The sequence below is a fragment of the Ruegeria sp. HKCCA4633 genome, assembly GCF_013034605.1.
Lineage (GTDB): Bacteria > Pseudomonadota > Alphaproteobacteria > Rhodobacterales > Rhodobacteraceae > Ruegeria.
This window is the reverse complement of the sequence record NZ_WQGJ01000004.1, coordinates 341418-358051: the sequence shown is the minus strand read 5'-3', so window position 1 is coordinate 358051 and position 16634 is coordinate 341418. Positions and strand designations below refer to the sequence as shown.

Annotated in this window: 16 protein-coding genes; 9 read left to right on the top strand and 7 right to left on the bottom strand. The window is 56.3% G+C overall.

Translation table 11 applies throughout. From position 1 onward, the window contains the following. Window positions 1-420 precede the first annotated feature (420 nt). Window positions 421-2040 carry a GMC family oxidoreductase gene (locus GOV85_RS13060; RefSeq protein WP_171178872.1) on the top strand — a complete coding sequence of 540 codons (1620 nt, stop codon included), beginning with the start codon at window positions 421-423 and terminating at the stop codon, window positions 2038-2040. A 4-nt stretch (window positions 2041-2044) separates the two neighbouring features. On the opposite strand, the gene GOV85_RS13055 is transcribed toward GOV85_RS13060, so the two are convergent. Then, complete coding sequence (locus tag GOV85_RS13055; protein ID WP_171178843.1) at window positions 2045-2890, bottom strand: SDR family oxidoreductase; 846 nt, start codon at window positions 2888-2890, stop codon at window positions 2045-2047. 88 nt (window positions 2891-2978) lie between these two features. On the opposite strand from GOV85_RS13055, the gene GOV85_RS13050 reads away from it, so the two are divergent. After that, window positions 2979-3611 (top strand): class I SAM-dependent methyltransferase, encoded by a 633-nt coding sequence (locus GOV85_RS13050; protein WP_171178841.1) that lies wholly within the window; start codon window positions 2979-2981, stop codon window positions 3609-3611. A 24-nt stretch (window positions 3612-3635) separates the two neighbouring features. Here GOV85_RS13050 and GOV85_RS13045 read toward each other — a convergent pair whose 3' ends face one another. Then, window positions 3636-4625 (bottom strand): sterol desaturase family protein, encoded by a 990-nt coding sequence (locus GOV85_RS13045; RefSeq protein ID WP_171178839.1) that lies wholly within the window; start codon window positions 4623-4625, stop codon window positions 3636-3638. Between the two features lie 23 nt (window positions 4626-4648). Then, window positions 4649-5404 (bottom strand): class II aldolase and adducin N-terminal domain-containing protein, encoded by a 756-nt coding sequence (locus GOV85_RS13040; protein ID WP_171178837.1) that lies wholly within the window; start codon window positions 5402-5404, stop codon window positions 4649-4651. 114 nt (window positions 5405-5518) lie between these two features. Here GOV85_RS13040 and GOV85_RS13035 point away from each other — a divergent pair, with 114 nt between their 5' ends. The 4 genes from GOV85_RS13035 to GOV85_RS13020 all read left to right on the top strand — a co-directional run bounded on the left by GOV85_RS13035 (window position 5519) and on the right by GOV85_RS13020 (window position 10233). After that, on the top strand, window positions 5519-6388 hold the full coding sequence (locus GOV85_RS13035) for a LysR family transcriptional regulator (protein ID WP_171178835.1): 870 nt from the start codon (window positions 5519-5521) through the stop codon (window positions 6386-6388). Between the two features lie 164 nt (window positions 6389-6552). Then, window positions 6553-8355: an adenine deaminase gene (ade, locus tag GOV85_RS13030; protein ID WP_171178833.1), complete on the top strand. Its 1803-nt coding sequence runs from the start codon at window positions 6553-6555 to the stop codon at window positions 8353-8355. Beyond that, entirely contained in the window at window positions 8352-9815 is a 1464-nt protein-coding gene (locus GOV85_RS13025; RefSeq protein ID WP_171178831.1) for an AMP nucleosidase, read from the top strand. The genes ade and GOV85_RS13025 overlap by 4 nt, the downstream gene beginning before the upstream one ends. Before the next feature lie 130 nt (window positions 9816-9945). Then, window positions 9946-10233 carry an HU family DNA-binding protein gene (locus GOV85_RS13020; RefSeq protein WP_050605937.1) on the top strand — a complete coding sequence of 96 codons (288 nt, stop codon included), beginning with the start codon at window positions 9946-9948 and terminating at the stop codon, window positions 10231-10233. A 71-nt stretch (window positions 10234-10304) separates the two neighbouring features. Here GOV85_RS13020 and GOV85_RS13015 read toward each other — a convergent pair whose 3' ends face one another. Both GOV85_RS13015 and GOV85_RS13010 read right to left on the bottom strand, forming a co-directional pair. Beyond that, complete coding sequence (locus tag GOV85_RS13015; RefSeq protein WP_171178829.1) at window positions 10305-10538, bottom strand: hypothetical protein; 234 nt, start codon at window positions 10536-10538, stop codon at window positions 10305-10307. A gap of 114 nt (window positions 10539-10652) precedes the next feature. Further along, a complete protein-coding gene (locus GOV85_RS13010) occupies window positions 10653-11849 on the bottom strand; it encodes a BCCT family transporter (protein WP_171178870.1) in 1197 nt (398 codons plus the stop codon). A 182-nt stretch (window positions 11850-12031) separates the two neighbouring features. Here GOV85_RS13010 and GOV85_RS13005 point away from each other — a divergent pair, with 182 nt between their 5' ends. Continuing rightward, the gene (locus GOV85_RS13005; protein ID WP_171178827.1) at window positions 12032-12919 is read left to right on the top strand and encodes a DMT family transporter; all 888 of its coding nucleotides are present in this window, start codon (window positions 12032-12034) and stop codon (window positions 12917-12919) included. Here the strand turns inward: GOV85_RS13005 and GOV85_RS13000 are convergent. Then, entirely contained in the window at window positions 12895-13416 is a 522-nt protein-coding gene (locus GOV85_RS13000) for a glutathione peroxidase (RefSeq protein WP_171178825.1), read from the bottom strand. The two genes, GOV85_RS13005 and GOV85_RS13000, sit on opposite strands and share 25 nt — an antisense overlap. A 146-nt stretch (window positions 13417-13562) precedes the next feature. On the opposite strand from GOV85_RS13000, the gene msrB reads away from it, so the two are divergent. Together msrB and msrA are read left to right on the top strand one after the other, a co-directional pair. Further along, window positions 13563-14009 carry a peptide-methionine (R)-S-oxide reductase MsrB gene (gene msrB / locus GOV85_RS12995; RefSeq protein WP_171178823.1) on the top strand — a complete coding sequence of 149 codons (447 nt, stop codon included), beginning with the start codon at window positions 13563-13565 and terminating at the stop codon, window positions 14007-14009. Then, window positions 14009-14521, top strand: a complete 513-nt coding sequence (gene msrA, locus GOV85_RS12990; protein WP_171178821.1) for a peptide-methionine (S)-S-oxide reductase MsrA — start codon at window positions 14009-14011, stop codon at window positions 14519-14521. Before msrB ends, msrA begins: the two co-directional genes overlap by 1 nt. A 39-nt stretch (window positions 14522-14560) precedes the next feature. On the opposite strand, the gene GOV85_RS12985 is transcribed toward msrA, so the two are convergent. Further along, window positions 14561-16564: a hydantoinase/oxoprolinase family protein gene (locus GOV85_RS12985; RefSeq protein WP_171178819.1), complete on the bottom strand. Its 2004-nt coding sequence runs from the start codon at window positions 16562-16564 to the stop codon at window positions 14561-14563. Between the last annotated feature and the right edge of the window lie 70 nt (window positions 16565-16634).

The window sequence follows — 16634 nt, the reverse complement described above, 5'->3', positions numbered from 1 at the left end:
TGTGTCACCGCCGCTTCCGCAGCGTCCCAGCGCCTCAGCAGCGCCGGTGAAGGGGTATTTACGGATTAGGTCTGGGACCTGCAACCCCCATTTTGAAAAAACTTCACGATTCACGAATTTTTCTACAAAAATAAAATAATAACAAAGAGTTATGTGGTGACATGCAGCTTTTACTACTGCTTTGAGGACACTGTCTGCCTATCCAATTGGGGCAAGGCGCAGTCAGAAGACGGAATCGTGGCTAATGACTCAGGGAAGAGCATACCAAATTACCTGAACGTCATGCGTGACAGGCCAGCTTTTCACCCCACCCTTCATTTACCGCGTGCCCTGACTTGAGGTCACAATTGAATTTTAACTTAAATGCAGCAGAGTTTCGAAAACAAGCTGGTCACGGCGGAACAAGGCGCGGAGCTCAACATGCAATTCGACTATGTCATCGTTGGCGGAGGTTCAGCGGGCTGCGTTCTTGCAAACCGTCTGAGTGAAGACCCTGCAACTCGCGTGTGCTTGCTGGAGGCTGGTGGTAGCGGCGATGATGTGGTCGTGCGGATGCCGTCTGCGGCTGTCGCAACTTTGCCAGGTCGACCACGCATCCACAACTGGGCCTTTGAGACTGTTCCCCAGACAGGTTTGAATGGGCGCAAAGGCTATCAACCGCGTGGAAAAACGTTGGGAGGTTCCAGCGCCATCAATGCGATGCTTTATGTCAGGGGTCAGCGGCAGGATTACGATGATTGGGCCGATATGGGCTGCGAAGGATGGGCCTGGAACGATGTTCTTCCATACTTCAAGCGTTCCGAGAACAATGAGCAGGGCGCAGATGATATGCATGGCGGCTGCGGACCGCTGCACGTGTCTCATCAAAAAGAACCCCGCCCGATCACCCGCGCCTTTGTCGAAGCCGCTGGGCAACTGCAACACCGCAGAACAAGCGATTTCAATCGGGGCGATAATGAAGGTGTTGGTCTGTATCAGGTCACGCAGTTCCACGGCCCAGCAAAGAATGGTGAGCGTTGCTCTGCCGCGTCGGCATTCTTGATTCCGGCAATGGACCGTCCAAACCTGACCGTCATCACACATGCCGTTGTCAAAGAGCTGACATTTGAAGGAAAACGCGCCAGTGGTGTAACCTGCCGGACCAAGGGCAAAGGTGCGGACATCAGCGTAAAGGCCACACGCGAAGTTCTGCTGTGTGCGGGCGCGCTAAAATCGCCGCAACTTTTGCAACTTTCGGGCATAGGTGCTGGCTCAGATCTGAACCCCCATGGAATAGCCATACGTCATGAATTGCCTGGTGTTGGGCAAAACCTTCAAGACCATTTGGATTTCACCCTGACATACCGCACCAAAGACACAAACACATTTGGTATTGGTCCGGTTGGGGCTGTTCGGCTTCTTGGGCATATCCAGCGATGGTACAAGACCGGCGCTTCCATGGCCGCCACACCCTTTGCCGAAGGGGCAGCCTTTCTGAAAACCAGCCCTGATCTGGAACGCCCCGATATCCAGCTCCATTTCACAATCGCAATGGTCGATGATCATGCACGCAAACTGCACTACGGATACGGGTATGGTTGTCATGTCTGCAAATTGCGCCCGGACAGCCGGGGGGCAGTTGGGCTGCGCAGCGCCGACCCAATGGACACACCGGCCATTGATCCCGCTTTTCTATCCGACGCGCGGGATCTTGAAACTATGATCAAAGGGGCGCGGATGACTCGGGATATCCTTGAAGCGCCTGCTTTGGCAAAATACCGACACAAAGAGATGTTCGGAACGGACACCGCCCAGACGGATGCCGATTGGGAAAAACACATCCGCGCCCGCGCCGATACGATCTATCACCCGGTCGGCACCTGCAAAATGGGGCGCGATCCGATGGCAGTTGTGGATCCCCAACTGCGTGTGCACGGGTTGGAGGGGCTTCGTGTTGTCGATGCGTCAATCATGCCAAAGCTGGTATCCGGAAATACAAATGCGCCGACCATCATGATTGCGGAAAAAGCAGCGGACATGATCAGGTCAGCAGCGGGTTAAGGTGCTACTGGCCTTTCATCAAGGCGTCTAACCCGACCCTGTAATTGGGATAGATCAAAGTCACGCCTAGCTCGTCCTTGATCCGACTGTTACGCACACGCTTGTTTTCATTATAGAAGCTGCGCGCCATTGGCGTCAGGTCGGCCTCTTCATAGGATACCGCCGGCGGAAGGGGAAGACCTTGTAGCTCAGCAGCGTAACCAATGACGTCCTGTGGCGGGACGGGTTCATCGTCACATACATTGTAGACGCGACCCGGGTTGGAGTTGGTCATCGAGGCGTCGAGGATTTGCGCGATGTCCTCCACGTGAATGCGCGAAAACACCTGCCCCGGCTTGATGATACGCCGCAACCCGCCGCGTTTGAGCTTGGAAAATGGACCCCGGCCCGGCCCATAGATTCCCGCCAGCCGGAAGATATGGATGGGTAGGTCGGGAATGGACGACCATTGCTGCTCGGCCAGCATGCGCCATTTGCCGCGTTTGGCCGTTGGTGCCAGAGGCGTATCTTCGTCAACCCATCCACCCTGATGATCGCCATAGACGGCAGTTGTCGACAAATATCCAACCCATGTGAATTGAGCCGCGCGGCGGGCGATTTCATCACCCAGCGCCGCCAAGACCGGATCACCCTCTGCATTCGGGGCGGTCGAAATCAGCAGATGCGTCACCCCATCCAGGTTCGGTTCCTGTCCTGGCCAGACCAACGGCTCTGCACCCGAGTCACGGATGGCTTCCATACCCTCGCTGTCACGTGTGGTGCCAAGAATGCGCCAGCCTTTCGGAGCAATATGTCGGGACAGGGCCTGTGCGGAATAACCATGGCCAAATGAAAAAAGCGTCTGAGTCATGCCCCTTTGATGGGCCTCAGTGATCCGGGATGCAAGCGCTGCATGGACGCACTTGAATCGAATCTTTGGATGCGGCTTTCTGTTGGGTATGAGCGACAAGAAACCCGATTTGCATTCGGCCTATACGCTGAACTCACCTGATGAACACAAACGCCTCTATGCGGAATGGGCTGGGGATTATGATGACAGCTTCGCCGCGCGCGAAGACTACTTGCTGCACACCCACACGGCGCGGGCATTTGTGCGTGCTGGCGGTCAAGGCCCGGTTCTGGACGTCGGCGCAGGCACAGGCCTTTGCGGCGCTGTGTTGTCCGGGCTGGGCGTCGGGCCGATAGACGCAACTGATATGAGCACGGAAATGCTGGATCAGGCCATGCGCAAGGATATCTACCGCGACGCGATCGAAGCAGACGTGACCCAAGGTATCCCGGTACCGCGCGAAAACTATTCCGGCGTCGTCTCATCCGGGACCTTCACCCATGGTCATCTTGGCCCCGAGGTCTTTCCCGCGCTGTTGCGTATCGCACGGCCCGGCGCGCAGTTTGCCATTTCGATCAATGCCCGTCATTTCGAAAAGCTGGGTTTCGCAGACATGCTGCGCCAATTGGAACAAGGTCAGATTCGAAATCTGACCCTGCCCGAGGTTCGTATTTATGGCGATCTTGCCGCCGGTCCGAACAAGGACGATAGGGCATTTGTTGCCTTGTTCGAACGGGTTTGACCCAAGGCGATTAAATCGGCCCTATCAAGTATACATCTGCTTTTTATAAGCGCGCGTACGTGTCGTCGCCTCAGCCGATCCATCGTGGTAGGTGCCGAACCACTTATCAAACGGGATTTCGGACGTGCCGTAGTTGCACTCGAAATACCGGTGATGAAGCTGGTGGAAGAAATCCCCGGCCCGCGCGGCGTCGGTCTCTCCTGCCTTCAGTTTTTCGAACCCTGAATGCGACAGAACCGGGCTGATCTGTTGGAAAGAGCTGTGAAACAACAGATGCAGCGGATGAGACGGCACAATCAGGTGGATGAAGTAGGTGGTGAAATACAGCAGGTTTTCATACCAGTGGTTCGAAATGCCAGACCATGGTCCAACGTTTACATTACGGTGATGAACGGCGTGGACGTGTTTGTAGAGCTTTGGGTGATGCTCCAACCGGTGTATCCAGTAAAAGTGCAAGCCAGACCACATGGGGATGAACATTATCCAGACGACAAACCAAACCGGAGCTTCAGCCCAGGTGATCGTTGGTGCCCAACCATTGGCCATCGCCCAGTAGATGATCCACTGGTAAACGGTTGCCACTGTCATGGCGCTGCCCAGCGTCCACCAGATATTGTCCCAAACCTGATTGCGGAAGGTAAACACGCCGTTGTTCCGCGTCAGATCCCGGCGGTCGAACTTTTTATACATGCCCTGCCCTTTGCGCATGTAAAGCCACCAGTGTAGCGCACCGGCGACCAGGATTTGCGGCACCATGTTCAACAGCCAGATCCGAAACATCCAACCGGGCGCGAAGCTCTTCATCGTCTCTAATTCGGGGAAAAAGAAGGCATAGGCCGTTACCGCCAGGACCATGCACAAGGTCAGGGACGTGATCTGTAACCACGCGCCACTGTACCATTTCAGCACAGCCGCAGGGCGCGGTGGCCAGCTGAACAGAGGGTTCAGACCTACGGGGCCTTCGGGATGATAGTGCCAGCGGGCGGTTTCGGGATCCGGGGCGATATCTGTCATGAGGCTATCTGAAGAATTGGCGGTTAGGATGCGTAGTCCGAGCCCTCTGTGTCGAGAATCGCCTTTATCTCACGCAGATGGGCTTCGGCCTGATCGGGGTAGTCGTCCAGCTCTTTTGCGGTTTTCTCGGCAATCTCATCCGACAACACACGCAGGGGCAGGCCCGTTTGCAACGCGCGAATATACGTCTCGGCGGCGCGTTCGAAGTAGTACAACCTGTTGAAGGTATCTGCGGGGTCACTACCGATGATCAAAACGCCATGGTTGCCCATGATCATGACCTTTTTCTTTGGGTCCGTCAGCATTCCAGCACAGCGTTCACCTTCATTTTCGAAGGCCAGCCCACCAAACTCTTGGTCAATCACATAGCGATTGTAGAACGTTGCGGTGTTCTGATCGATCGGTGGCAAAGTGCTGTCGGCCAACGAGGCCAGAACTGTCGCAAAGATCGAATGCACGTGCATGACGCAACGCGCGTGCGGACAGTGGCGATGGATTGACCCATGCAATCCCCATGCCGTGGGATCCGGCGCGCCAGGTTGAGACATCACCTCGGGGTCATTGGCATCCAACAGCAGCAAGTCCGACGCGCGGATGCGCGAGAAATGCGCCTGGTTGGGGTTCATCAGGAACTGCGTGCCGTCATCGTTCACAGCAAGGCTGAAATGATTGGCGACAGCCTCATGCATATTCAACCGCGCAGTCCAGCGGAACGCGGCAGCCATATCCACGCGTTCGGACCAGTGGTCGATATTGGGGCGAAGGTTGGTAACACTCATGCGTGGGCTCCTATTGCGGCTGACCTTTTGTAAAGCCTGCATTTGGTCTGCCCGTTTGACCAACGAAAAAAACAACACTATCCCATTAGCAAAACTAATGCCGGGATTATGTCGATGCAGAATAAGCTGCCTCCGCTGGGCTGGCTGCGTACGTTTGAGGCCGCAGCGCGTCATTTGTCATTCACTGGCGCGGCTCGGGACCTAAACATGACCCAAAGCGCCGTCAGCCAACAGATCAAATCGCTGGAAGGCCATCTGGGTCAGCCCCTATTCCTGCGCCGCCCCAAGGCGTTAGAACTGACCGAGGCCGGAATCACCTATTTGCCAGTGGTCCGAGAAGCGTTTCGAACTCTGATGCGCGGCACACAGGCTGTCACCGGTGCGCAACCAAACGCCGTTCAGGTGCAGTGCAACATCAGCTTTGCCGTCAATTGGCTGGCCCCGCGCCTGCCGATGTTTCAGGCCGAGCATCCCGATGTACAATTAAATATCTTCACCGAACTCTGGGAACCGCGAGAGATGGCCGAAGGCGCCGCGGTTGAGATTCGCTTTTCGTTGCGCCCGTCGGACACCACCCGGACTGAAATGCTGCGCACTGAACACTATTATCCGGTCTGTGCCCCGGGGTATCAGGTGAGTCTGGACGATCTTCAGGAGAAGCCATTGTTTGATTGCTCCAATCTGCTGTCCAATTGGTCAAGCTGGGCAGAGGAGCAGGGTCTAACATGGGGCAATCCATCGATTACCTATGCAACAACCTATCTGGTTTGCCTTTCTGCAGTCACGGCAGGCGGGGGCCTGTGCCTGGCGCACGACGCCATTGCACAACACCTGATCGAACGCGGGCAGCTTGTCGCGCCATTCGAACATCGCGCACCAATGCCCGAGGCATATTATTTGCTGCTATCCCCGCAGGCCGAGGACACGCCCGGTGCAGTGGCTTTTGCGAATTGGATTCGGCGCGAAATTGGGTCAACAACGTAATCCGGTAAGCTCCCGCCGTTGCCCAAGGCCATTGCGCACCTGTCCGATGGTCGGGCAGCACGAGTTGGCTGCAAGTGGATGGAGGCCAAACAGGAATCTATGATCTATTTGTGACGACGCAGAACCGGGGTTGCACCCGCTCGCGCATTCGTGAAAGTTGAGCCATGGAATACACACCTTTCCCAAGTTGGCCCGATGTCGCCCCCAAGTTGATCGAAGTCGCGGCCGGACGCGCGCCTGCAGACACGATCATTCAGGGCGGTGTTTGGGTAAACGTACACAGCCGCGAGTTACTGCCGGATCATTCCGTTGCGATTGCAGAAGGACGGATTGCTTTTGTGGGACCTGACGCCTCGCATTGCATCGGACCGAACACACAGATCATAGACGCGCGCGGCCGCTATATTCTGCCCGGCCTGTGCGACGCGCATATGCATATCGAATCCGGCATGCTCACCCCGGCCGAATTCGCCCGTGCGGTCATCCCGCACGGTACGACCAGCATGTTCACCGACCCGCATGAGATCGCCAATGTGCTTGGTCTAGAAGGTGTGCGCATGATGCATGACGAAGCGATGATGCAACCGGTCAATATCTTCACCCAAATGCCATCTTGTGCGCCATCTGCGCCGGGGCTGGAAACCACGGGTTATGAAATCACGCCCGAAGATGTGACAGAAGCCATGAGTTGGCCAGGCATCATCGGGCTGGGTGAGATGATGAATTTTCCGGGCGTAATCCACGGCGATCCCAAGATGCTGGCCGAGATTGCAGCCACACAACGTGCTGGCAAAACCGTGGGTGGGCATTACGCTTCGCCTGATTTAGGGTCTAATTTTGCAGCTTATGTGGCCGGTGGGCCAGCGGACGATCACGAAGGCACCTGCGAAGCCGACGCCATTGCTCGAGTGCGGCAAGGCATGCGGTCGATGATGCGCTTGGGCTCGGCCTGGTATGATGTCGAAAGCCAAATCACCGCAGTGACCGAGAAAGGGCTGGACCCGCGCAACTTCATTTTGTGTACCGATGACTGCCACTCGGGCACGTTGGTGAATGACGGACATATGAACCGTGTCGTACGCCATGCGATTGCTTGTGGATGTGAGCCTCTGATCGCCTTGCAAATGGCGACAATCAATACAGCCACGCATTTCGGGCTGGAACGCGAAATCGGATCCGTCACGCCAGGACGGAGGGCGGATATCGTTCTCAGCTCGGACCTGACGAGCCTGCCGATCGAGATAGTGATTGCACGAGGAAAAGTGGTCGCGGAAAACGGAGTAATTCAGGTCGATTGTCCGCATTTGAACTGGCCCCAAAAAGCGCGCAACACTGTTCATTTGGGCCATGCGCTAAGCTCGGCCGATTTTGAGATCAAGGCACCGGCCGGTGCGAACCGGGTACGGGCCAATGTCATCGGCGTAGTTGAAAACCAAGCCCCGACAAAGGCGCTGAAGGCCGAACTGCCAATCATTGGCGGGCTGGTCGAGGGCGAAGGTGATGTTTGCCAAATCGCTCTAGTCGAACGGCATCGGGCGACGGGTGGAGTGACCAATGCGTTTGTCTCGGGCTTTGGATATCAGGGCAAGATGGCTATGGCCTCGACCGTGGCGCATGACAGTCATCATATGATTGTCGTAGGCACGGATAAGGAACAGATGGCACTGGCAGCCAACCGACTGGCCGAAGTGGGTGGCGGCATTACCATTTTCCGCGACGGGCAGGAACTGGCGCTGGTCGAATTGCCCATTGCTGGCCTGATGTCCGACAGCCCCGCCGCCGAGGTCGCAGCCAAAGCCGATGAGATGGTGCAAGCCATGCAGGACTGCGGCTGTCATCTGAACAACGCGTATATGCAGCACTCTCTGCTGGCGCTGGTCGTGATCCCTGAACTCAGAATATCGGATCTGGGGTTGGTAGACGTGCGCACTTTCGAAAAAATCGACCTTTTGGAACCTTTGGCATGACGACACTTCTGACCCCTGACTCACAAGCGCCAGAGCAATTCACCGATCCAGCAGCCGCCGTTGCCCGTTTGGAAGAGCTTTACACACAAGCCACGGAATTCCTGTGCGACAGCTTTTCCAAGGCGATGCAAGAAGGTGCTCCGTCCGCACGATACAGAGCCTATTACCCGGAAATTCGCATTCAAACGTCCACTTACGCGCAGGTCGACAGCCGCCTGAGCTTTGGTCACGTCTCAGAGCCCGGCGTCCATGCCACCACGGTGACACGGCCCGATCTTTTCCGGTCTTACCTGACACAACAGATTGCTTTGTTGATCAAGAACCACGGCCAGCCGGTGACAATTGCGGCGTCAGAAACGCCCATCCCGGTGCATTTTGCTGTGGCGAACAATTCTGATCTGGTTGTGCCACATCAGGGAGCGGCCGCGTTCACCCTGCGTGACGTGTTTGATGTACCAGATCTGAGCACAACCAACGACGACATCGTCAACGGTGTGCATGATCACGAGGATGTCGTTGGACCCCTGTCGCTGTTTACCGCCCAGCGCGTGGATTATTCGCTGGCTCGTCTGGCGCATTACACAGCGACCGATGCAAGCCATTTCCAGAACCACGTGCTGTTCACGAACTATCAGTTCTATGTCTCGGAATTCGAAAACTACGCCCGCGAGCAATTGGCAGATCCCGCCAGCGGCTATACCAGCTTTGTTTCGACCGGAAACGCCGAGATCACGGACCCAGAGGCAGCGATTGAACAGCCGCTGAAACTGCCGCAGATGCCGACCTATCACCTCAAGCGGGAAGACGGTTCGGGGATCACGTTGGTGAATATCGGTGTTGGTCCGTCGAATGCAAAAACCGCAACGGACCACATTGCGGTGCTGCGCCCACACGCCTGGTTAATGGTCGGCCATTGTGCCGGGCTGCGCAACACGCAGGCGTTGGGGGATTTCGTCCTTGCCCATGCCTATCTGCGCGACGACAAGGTTCTGGATGACGATCTGCCGGTCTGGGTTCCAATCCCACCCTTGGCCGAGATCCAGGTAGCGCTGGAACGCGCCGTGGCCGAAGTGACAGAGTTGGAAGGGTACGAACTGAAGCGGATCATGCGGACGGGCACTGTAGCCTCGGTCGATAATCGCAACTGGGAATTGCGCGATCAATCCGGTCCGGTCCAGCGCCTCAGCCAATCGCGGGCGATTGCGCTGGATATGGAAAGCGCCACCATCGCTGCAAATGGCTACCGCTTCCGTGTTCCCTACGGCACGTTGCTGTGCGTTTCGGACAAACCGCTACATGGCGAATTGAAGCTGCCAGGTATGGCCTCATCCTTTTATACCACGCAGGTCAGCCGTCATCTGGCTATCGGAATAAAAGCGATGGAACACTTGCGCGGCATGCCGCTGGAGCGGTTACACAGCCGGAAATTGCGTTCGTTTGACGAAACAGCCTTCCTCTGACGCAAAAAAGCAACGTTTTCCCCATATTTTTAGGGGTTTCAGCGCTACTATTCGTTGTGTTTGGCCACAATATCCCGTTACAGTTACGCGGTGAGGCCCTATAGATCGGGCACGTTAAGGAGACCAAGAAATGGCAAAGCCTATGACTAAGACTCAGCTGGTTGCTGCTCTCGCTGAGGAAATGGGAACCGACAAGAAATCGGCGAACGCCGCGCTTGAGGCCGTGACCGGCCTGATCACACGCGAAGTTTCTGCCGGTGGCGCAGTCACCCTGCCCGGCGTTGGCAAAATCTACTGCCGCGAGCGCCCCGAGCGTCAAGTTCGCAACCCGGCCACTGGTGAGACCTTCACCAAAGAAGCCGACAAGGTTGTGAAAATGACCATCGCGAAAGCGCTGAAGGACAGCGTGAACGGCTAAGTTCCGTTTTTCGACATGATCAAGGGCCGCCAATTGGGGGCCCTTTTTCTTTGGCCTCAGTTTCTTTGGCCTCAGTGCAGACTGAGCAAAACCTCAAGATCACGCCGGCTTAGTCGCTCCATCAGCGACCGTTCGTCGGATGTGAGCTTTGCATCGCTGCGGATGTATTTTTCTATATGCAATGCGATGTCGCTGGTCGGTCGGTAATACAGATCGGGATCAAGTTGGCTAAGTGCTTCGACCATGCGCATCAGAATTTTCTTCTGCTTCTCTGAGTCAAGATCTTTGCGTTTTTCTTCCAGCACTCTGCACACCTTTCGTCTTTCCCTGTGTAACATAGGGCAAACCTGATGGTCGCCAAGATGCAACGAAAAGGGGCACCATTTGGGTGCCCCTCGGATCAGTGCTTTGATCGACAATTAGTGAACCGTCTCAACCTTATGGAAGTCCAGATCGCGGTCTTCTGGCATCGCATCGATGCTCAACACCTCTTTGCGCTTTGTGATCAGGATATAGACCACGCAGGCCAGATACAGACCGACAACCACCGCTCCGATCCACTGGATCTGCAGCCACTGGCTTTGGAATAACAGGGTCAGAACAAACAACAGCGCAACGTTGCCGGCCACATAAGTGGCCTTACCGAACCGTTCGACCGTCATTTTCAGGTTGTCCGTATACAAGCGGATCAACGAGTCGAGCGAGTTGATCACGAAGGTCACACCAACGATCACCATCGCGATATTGGTGATTCCTGCGGTGCTGATGCCGTTCAAATGGTAATAGTAGAGAACGGTGAACCAGATCCCCAGCGGGATGGATGGAAAGATAAGCAGCGCCGCCAGCAATTGCCACGTGGTCAGACCGCCCACAAATCGCGAGGTAAACTGACCAATCATGATCGACCAAGCGAACCACCAAAACAGATAGAAGGCGTGATAGTCGGTCAGCGGCAGGACAAACTTGTGAAGGTTGGCGAAATAAGCGCCGATATTGCTGCCGGTTTCCAAAAAGCCAGTCACGCCCATGCCTGCCGCAGCCCACATTCCGATGATCAGCGCGAGGAACAGAAAGGTCGAACCCACCGACAGGATGCGTACGTATTTCAGGTCAGTCGACGAATAGGCCGCCGCCAGGATGACCACAAATACGATGATGTAGAACGTTGTTACAACGGACTCGCCGTCTCCGACTTCGGGTAGGTAGCCGGGCAGATAGATCAGGAACAGGCTGGCGGTGAAGGCGCAGGTGCCGATGATGACCACGTTATTGATCAGCTTGACCAGCGGAATCTCAAAGAACTTCACGCGTGGTTCGATCACGCAGAAATAGAAGGCTGTCAGGAAGTAGAACGCCCAGATCAGGAAGCCCCAGAACCCAAACTCGATCGCCAGCGGGTTGGCAAATGCATAAGCAGTGTCCTCGGCATAGCCACCGAATTCTGTCAGTGGGAACATGATCAGGCCGACATCCAGACCGGATGTGAACAGGATCGCGATGAACGTGAACAGATGAACCGGTGTCACACCAACGCAACGCAGGTTCCACCATTTCACGACGAAGAAAGCGACCAGGCCCAATGCCAGCAGGACGCCAAAAGATAGAATGTACTCCAGAAGCACTGACAAACCTCCCTTGTTTGGTCAGATCGTCACGCCGTTATAGTTTATTGGCTGATCAATCAATAAAAACATACATAAATCACACCGCATGTTACCTGCGTGTCTTTTTTGGCGCAGGCAACTTGCAGCGAGCTGGAAAATCGGGAACAGTCCGCCGAACATGACAGGGGGTCTCCATGGATCTGCGCGCCATAGCCATGGGGCTTACATTTGCTCTGATCTGGTCATCTGCCTTTACCTCGGCGCGGATCATCGTTGCAGATGCCTCACCTTTGTTCTCGCTGGCGTTGCGGTTCCTGATTTCTGGTGTTCTGGGCGTGATAATTGCAAGGGCAATGGGCCAAAGCTGGCACCTCACCCAAAACCAGTGGCGCGCGACGATCCTGTTCGGGATTTGTCAAAATGCTCTTTATTTGGGTCTGAATTTCTACGCAATGCAAACAGTTGAGGCTTCGGTTGCGGCCATTATTGCATCTACAATGCCGTTGTTGGTTGCACTTGCAGGATGGCTGATCTTTGGTGAAAAGCTGCGTCCGCTGGGCATTCTGGGTCTCTTTGCCGGTTTCGCAGGTGTTGCTCTGATCATGAGCAGCAGGATAAGCGCTGGTGTTGACATGTTCGGTGTCGCGCTTTGCGGTATCGGGGCGCTTGCTTTGACATTCGCCACGCTAGCGGTTCGCGGCGCGACGTCTGGCGGGAATTTCATGATGGTCGTGGGGCTGCAAATGCTGGTTGGCTCGGCCGTCTTGTTTGTCGCTGCGCCGATCTTTGAAACCATTTACATCCATCCAACGGTGCCGCTGGCACTGGCTTTCACATACACCACCTTGTTCCCTGGGCTGCTTGCCACACTGATATGGTTTCTGCTGCTGGATCGCATCGGTGCCGTCCGGGCAGCGACCTTCCACTTCCTGAACCCCGTATTCGGGGTCACAATCGCAGCGATATTGCTAGGTGAAAAACTAGGCGCGCTGGACGCGGTTGGTGTCGCTGTCACAACGCTTGGAATTCTTGCAGTCCAGCTCTTGCGTCAACCCGCTCAGGGCAGCAAAGCTTCCACCTGATTCAACAATTTGCGTGAGTCGGGTTTGACGTTTGAACCATAAGTCGCAACTACTTCGCCCGCTGGGTCGATCAGGATCTTGTTAAAGTTCCATTTCGGTGTGAACCCAGTCTGGGCGGCAACAGCCTTGTAAAACGGATGAGCGTCTTTTCCCTTAACCGGCGTGATATCTGTCATCGGCAACGTCAGCCCATAGTTCATCTCGCAGAACTGCTTTACCTCTTCCGCGGACCCGAGTTCCTGATTGAACGAATCTGAGGGAACCGCAAGCACGACCAGCCCTTTGCCGGAATAGGTCTCATGCACCCTTTGTAGAGCCTTATATTGCCCGGTGAACCCACAGTGTGACGCGGTATTGACCACCAGCACGGGTTGGCCACGCCAATCTTCAATGGCCAATGTGCCCCCGTCGATCGAGGCGAACTCACCGGTCACCGGCGCAGCCTGAACGGCGCGACCCAACAAGATCAAGGCAGTCAAAAGCAGCAATCTGAACATGTCTTGCCCTCCCTTTTTAAATTGATACGCAGAACGGCACACTCCAGATCACTTGCACGACTGCGAGAGCGGTTTGAAATATCGCTTTGCTTTCCACCCTGCAGCCCCCAGATAATGGCGCAATAAAAAATTCTGCCGGAGGATCCATGACTCGCTATACCAAAGACCCCACGGCCATCGCTGCGCTTTCGCCCGAAGAGTTTCACGTCACTCAACGCAGCGGCACCGAACGTCCGGGCACTGGACAATACCTGAACAACAAGGAACCGGGTATCTATGTGGACATCGTATCGGGTGAGCCTCTTTTTGCCTCTACCCACAAATACGAATCCGGATGTGGCTGGCCCAGCTTTACCAAGCCGATCATCCATGAGCATGTGGAAGAGTTTCGCGACACGACCCATGGTATGATCCGGACCGAGGTCCGCTCGAAACACGGCGATAGCCATCTGGGGCATGTCTTCCCCGATGGCCCGCGCGAACATGGCGGGCTACGTTATTGCATCAATTCCGCCTCTCTTCGATTCATCCATCGCGATGACATGGAAGCCGAAGGGTATGGCGAATATCTGATTCATGTGGAGGACATCTGATGACCGAACGACGCGCTGTACTGGCCGGGGGATGTTTTTGGGGCATGCAGGACCTGATCCGCAAATTGCCGGGCGTTTCACGCACCCGCGTCGGTTACACCGGCGGCGATGTGCCCAACGCGACCTATCGCAACCACGGTACCCACGCCGAAGGGATCGAGATCTGGTTTGACCCGTCGCAGATCAGCTATCGCGACCTGCTGGAGTTCTTTTTCCAAATCCACGACCCGACCACGATTAACCGTCAGGGCAACGATCGCGGCATGAGCTATCGCTCGGCGATCTACTATTTGGACGACGCGCAAAAACAGGTCGCGGTCGATACCATCGCTGACGTGAACGCCAGTGGCTTGTGGCCCGGCAAGGTCGTGACCGAAGTCGAACCTGTCGGAGATTTCTGGGAGGCCGAGCCAGAGCACCAGGATTATCTGGAGCGTATCCCCAACGGCTATACCTGCCACTTCCCGCGCCCGGACTGGGTCTTGCCCAAACGCGCCAGCGCCGCAGAATAAAGCACCACCTGCCCGGCCCCTCTGAACCTTTCAGGGGGGCTAGCCTGTCGCCACCCTTGGTCGCCCGCTTGCCTCGACCGTAATCATGGCTTCGACAAACACATCCTTGGCCTCGACCCGCGCCGTTTTGATATCGCGATCCACAATCACCCGGATATCTTCCGCACCAGCTTCTCTTACAGCGCCCTCAGCCTCGGACTTGAGAACACGTTCCAACAAATCCAGAGCTTCTTCGGACACCGCGAAATCCTGTGGCCCATCCTCCAGATGCACACGATACCGCCCTTCGGTCGGTGACGTGACCGTACCTGACCGCCGCATGGTCAACCGACCAACAACAGCACCGATTGCATTCGCTACACCCGCGTGTTCGGGCAGGATCATGCGGCAATGCAACCGCTCACCCACAGCCGGGTAATAGCTGGGGGCTGACGCCCCAAGACCCACCACATCCACATTCAACGCGGCATTCAACGACAGCAACCCACGATGTTGCGCCAACCCACGCTGCGTCAGCACGTGGCGCGCCAAGTCATGCGGCGGCAGTCCAAACCCTTCGCTCTCCTCGTCGAAAGCAGCCTCTAACAAGGTCAAACTGGTCTGTTCTGTCAATTGATCCACAATCATCTGCGCCAACGCCTCTGGCGAATTTGCCAGCATGTCCCCAGATCCGACCCGTTTGCGGGCCACCAGCTCCAAGGCCTTGCGCGCTGCTTCGGCGTCCCAGGCATTGACGCGCCCAAGCACGTGACTGGCATCCGAGGGTGTCACACCCGAGACCTGAACGATCCCGCGGTCGACCAAGCGGTTCAGAGCGCCATTCTCCATCCGTGACCGCAGCAACGCGCCAAGGGGGAGGACCTGATCGCCCAGACGCTCCAACAAAATCTCTTCCCGTACGCCCACGCCGTCAGCATGGACCCCCGGCACGCGTCGCACAAATCGAGTGTCATGTTCTCCGACCGTTGTGGCTCGCATCTGAGTATCCAGAATGCCATGCACAACATCTGGCGCCTCTGCCGCGATCAAAGACACAGGTAGAACACGCCGTGGCCCCAGAAACACACCGCTCTGCAATCCTTCGGTCACTACGTGCACCTGGCTGTCGCCGCCCAGACCATGGGTGCGCATCGCCACAGCTTCAACCATGGTTCGAAACCCACCCACTTGCGCACCGGCAGGATCAATCGCGGGCTTTCCATCCCGGATCAACGCCACATCGGTTGTGGTGCCACCAATGTCGGACACCAGCGCATTTTCCGCCCCGGTCAGCCAGCGCGCCCCGACGATCGAGGCCGCTGGGCCGCTGAGAATCGTTTCAATCGGGCGTTCCCGCGCCTGTTCGGCGCTCATCAATGCGCCATCGCCACGCACCACCATCATCGGGGCCGTGATCCCCAATGCGCGCAACTGATCTTGCGCGCGCCCGATCAGACGGTCGATCATGCCGATCAATCGTGCATTCAGAACCGCCGTCACAGCGCGCTTAGGGCCGTTCAGCTTGGCAGACAGGTGGTGCGAGCATGTCACCGGCGCACCGGTCTCTTGCAACACAACCCGCGCTGCTTCCAGCTCATGCGCCGGGTTGCGGGTCGCAAACTGAGATGCAATGGCAAAGCCCGAAACCCCTTTATGAGTGTCTAAAAAAACCTCCAAGGCGGCGACATCAAGCGGCGCGGCCTCGCTGCCCGAATGTGTGTGCCCACCCGCAATCACAAGGGCTGGATCGTCCTTTAGTGCGTCCTTCAAGCCATGTTTTTGCAGATCGCTATGCTTGAACCCGATATAGATCAGGGCCACACGTCCACCCTGCCCCTCGACCAGAGCGTTTGTGGCCAGTGTTGTCGACAAAGACGCCATCGCGATCTGATCCGGCGCAACCTGCGCCTCTTCCAAAACAGACGAAATCGCATTGCCCACGCCAATCGCCAGATCCGCGCGCGTGGTCAGGGACTTGGCCGAAGCAATCACCTCTTTCTCGTCCCGGATCAACACCGCATCAGTATAGGTGCCGCCTGTATCTACCCCCAATGACAGCGTCATCGGATCCTCCTTACTGTTTGCTGCGGATGGGTGTAGCGGTTATGCGCGACGCGTCCAGCCTGTTTGCGGC

Coding starts and splice junctions, on each gene's coding strand:
- GOV85_RS13060 (WP_171178872.1), top strand. CDS start 421: ATGCAATTCGACTATGTCATCGTTGGCGGAGGTTCAGCGGGCTGCGTT.
- GOV85_RS13055 (WP_171178843.1), bottom strand. CDS start 2,890: ATGACTCAGACGCTTTTTTCATTTGGCCATGGTTATTCCGCACAGGCC.
- GOV85_RS13050 (WP_171178841.1), top strand. CDS start 2,979: ATGAGCGACAAGAAACCCGATTTGCATTCGGCCTATACGCTGAACTCA.
- GOV85_RS13045 (WP_171178839.1), bottom strand. CDS start 4,625: ATGACAGATATCGCCCCGGATCCCGAAACCGCCCGCTGGCACTATCAT.
- GOV85_RS13040 (WP_171178837.1), bottom strand. CDS start 5,404: ATGAGTGTTACCAACCTTCGCCCCAATATCGACCACTGGTCCGAACGC.
- GOV85_RS13035 (WP_171178835.1), top strand. CDS start 5,519: ATGCAGAATAAGCTGCCTCCGCTGGGCTGGCTGCGTACGTTTGAGGCC.
- ade (WP_171178833.1), top strand. CDS start 6,553: ATGGAATACACACCTTTCCCAAGTTGGCCCGATGTCGCCCCCAAGTTG.
- GOV85_RS13025 (WP_171178831.1), top strand. CDS start 8,352: ATGACGACACTTCTGACCCCTGACTCACAAGCGCCAGAGCAATTCACC.
- GOV85_RS13020 (WP_050605937.1), top strand. CDS start 9,946: ATGGCAAAGCCTATGACTAAGACTCAGCTGGTTGCTGCTCTCGCTGAG.
- GOV85_RS13005 (WP_171178827.1), top strand. CDS start 12,032: ATGGATCTGCGCGCCATAGCCATGGGGCTTACATTTGCTCTGATCTGG.
- GOV85_RS13000 (WP_171178825.1), bottom strand. CDS start 13,416: ATGTTCAGATTGCTGCTTTTGACTGCCTTGATCTTGTTGGGTCGCGCC.
- msrB (WP_171178823.1), top strand. CDS start 13,563: ATGACTCGCTATACCAAAGACCCCACGGCCATCGCTGCGCTTTCGCCC.
- msrA (WP_171178821.1), top strand. CDS start 14,009: ATGACCGAACGACGCGCTGTACTGGCCGGGGGATGTTTTTGGGGCATG.
- GOV85_RS12985 (WP_171178819.1), bottom strand. CDS start 16,564: ATGACGCTGTCATTGGGGGTAGATACAGGCGGCACCTATACTGATGCG.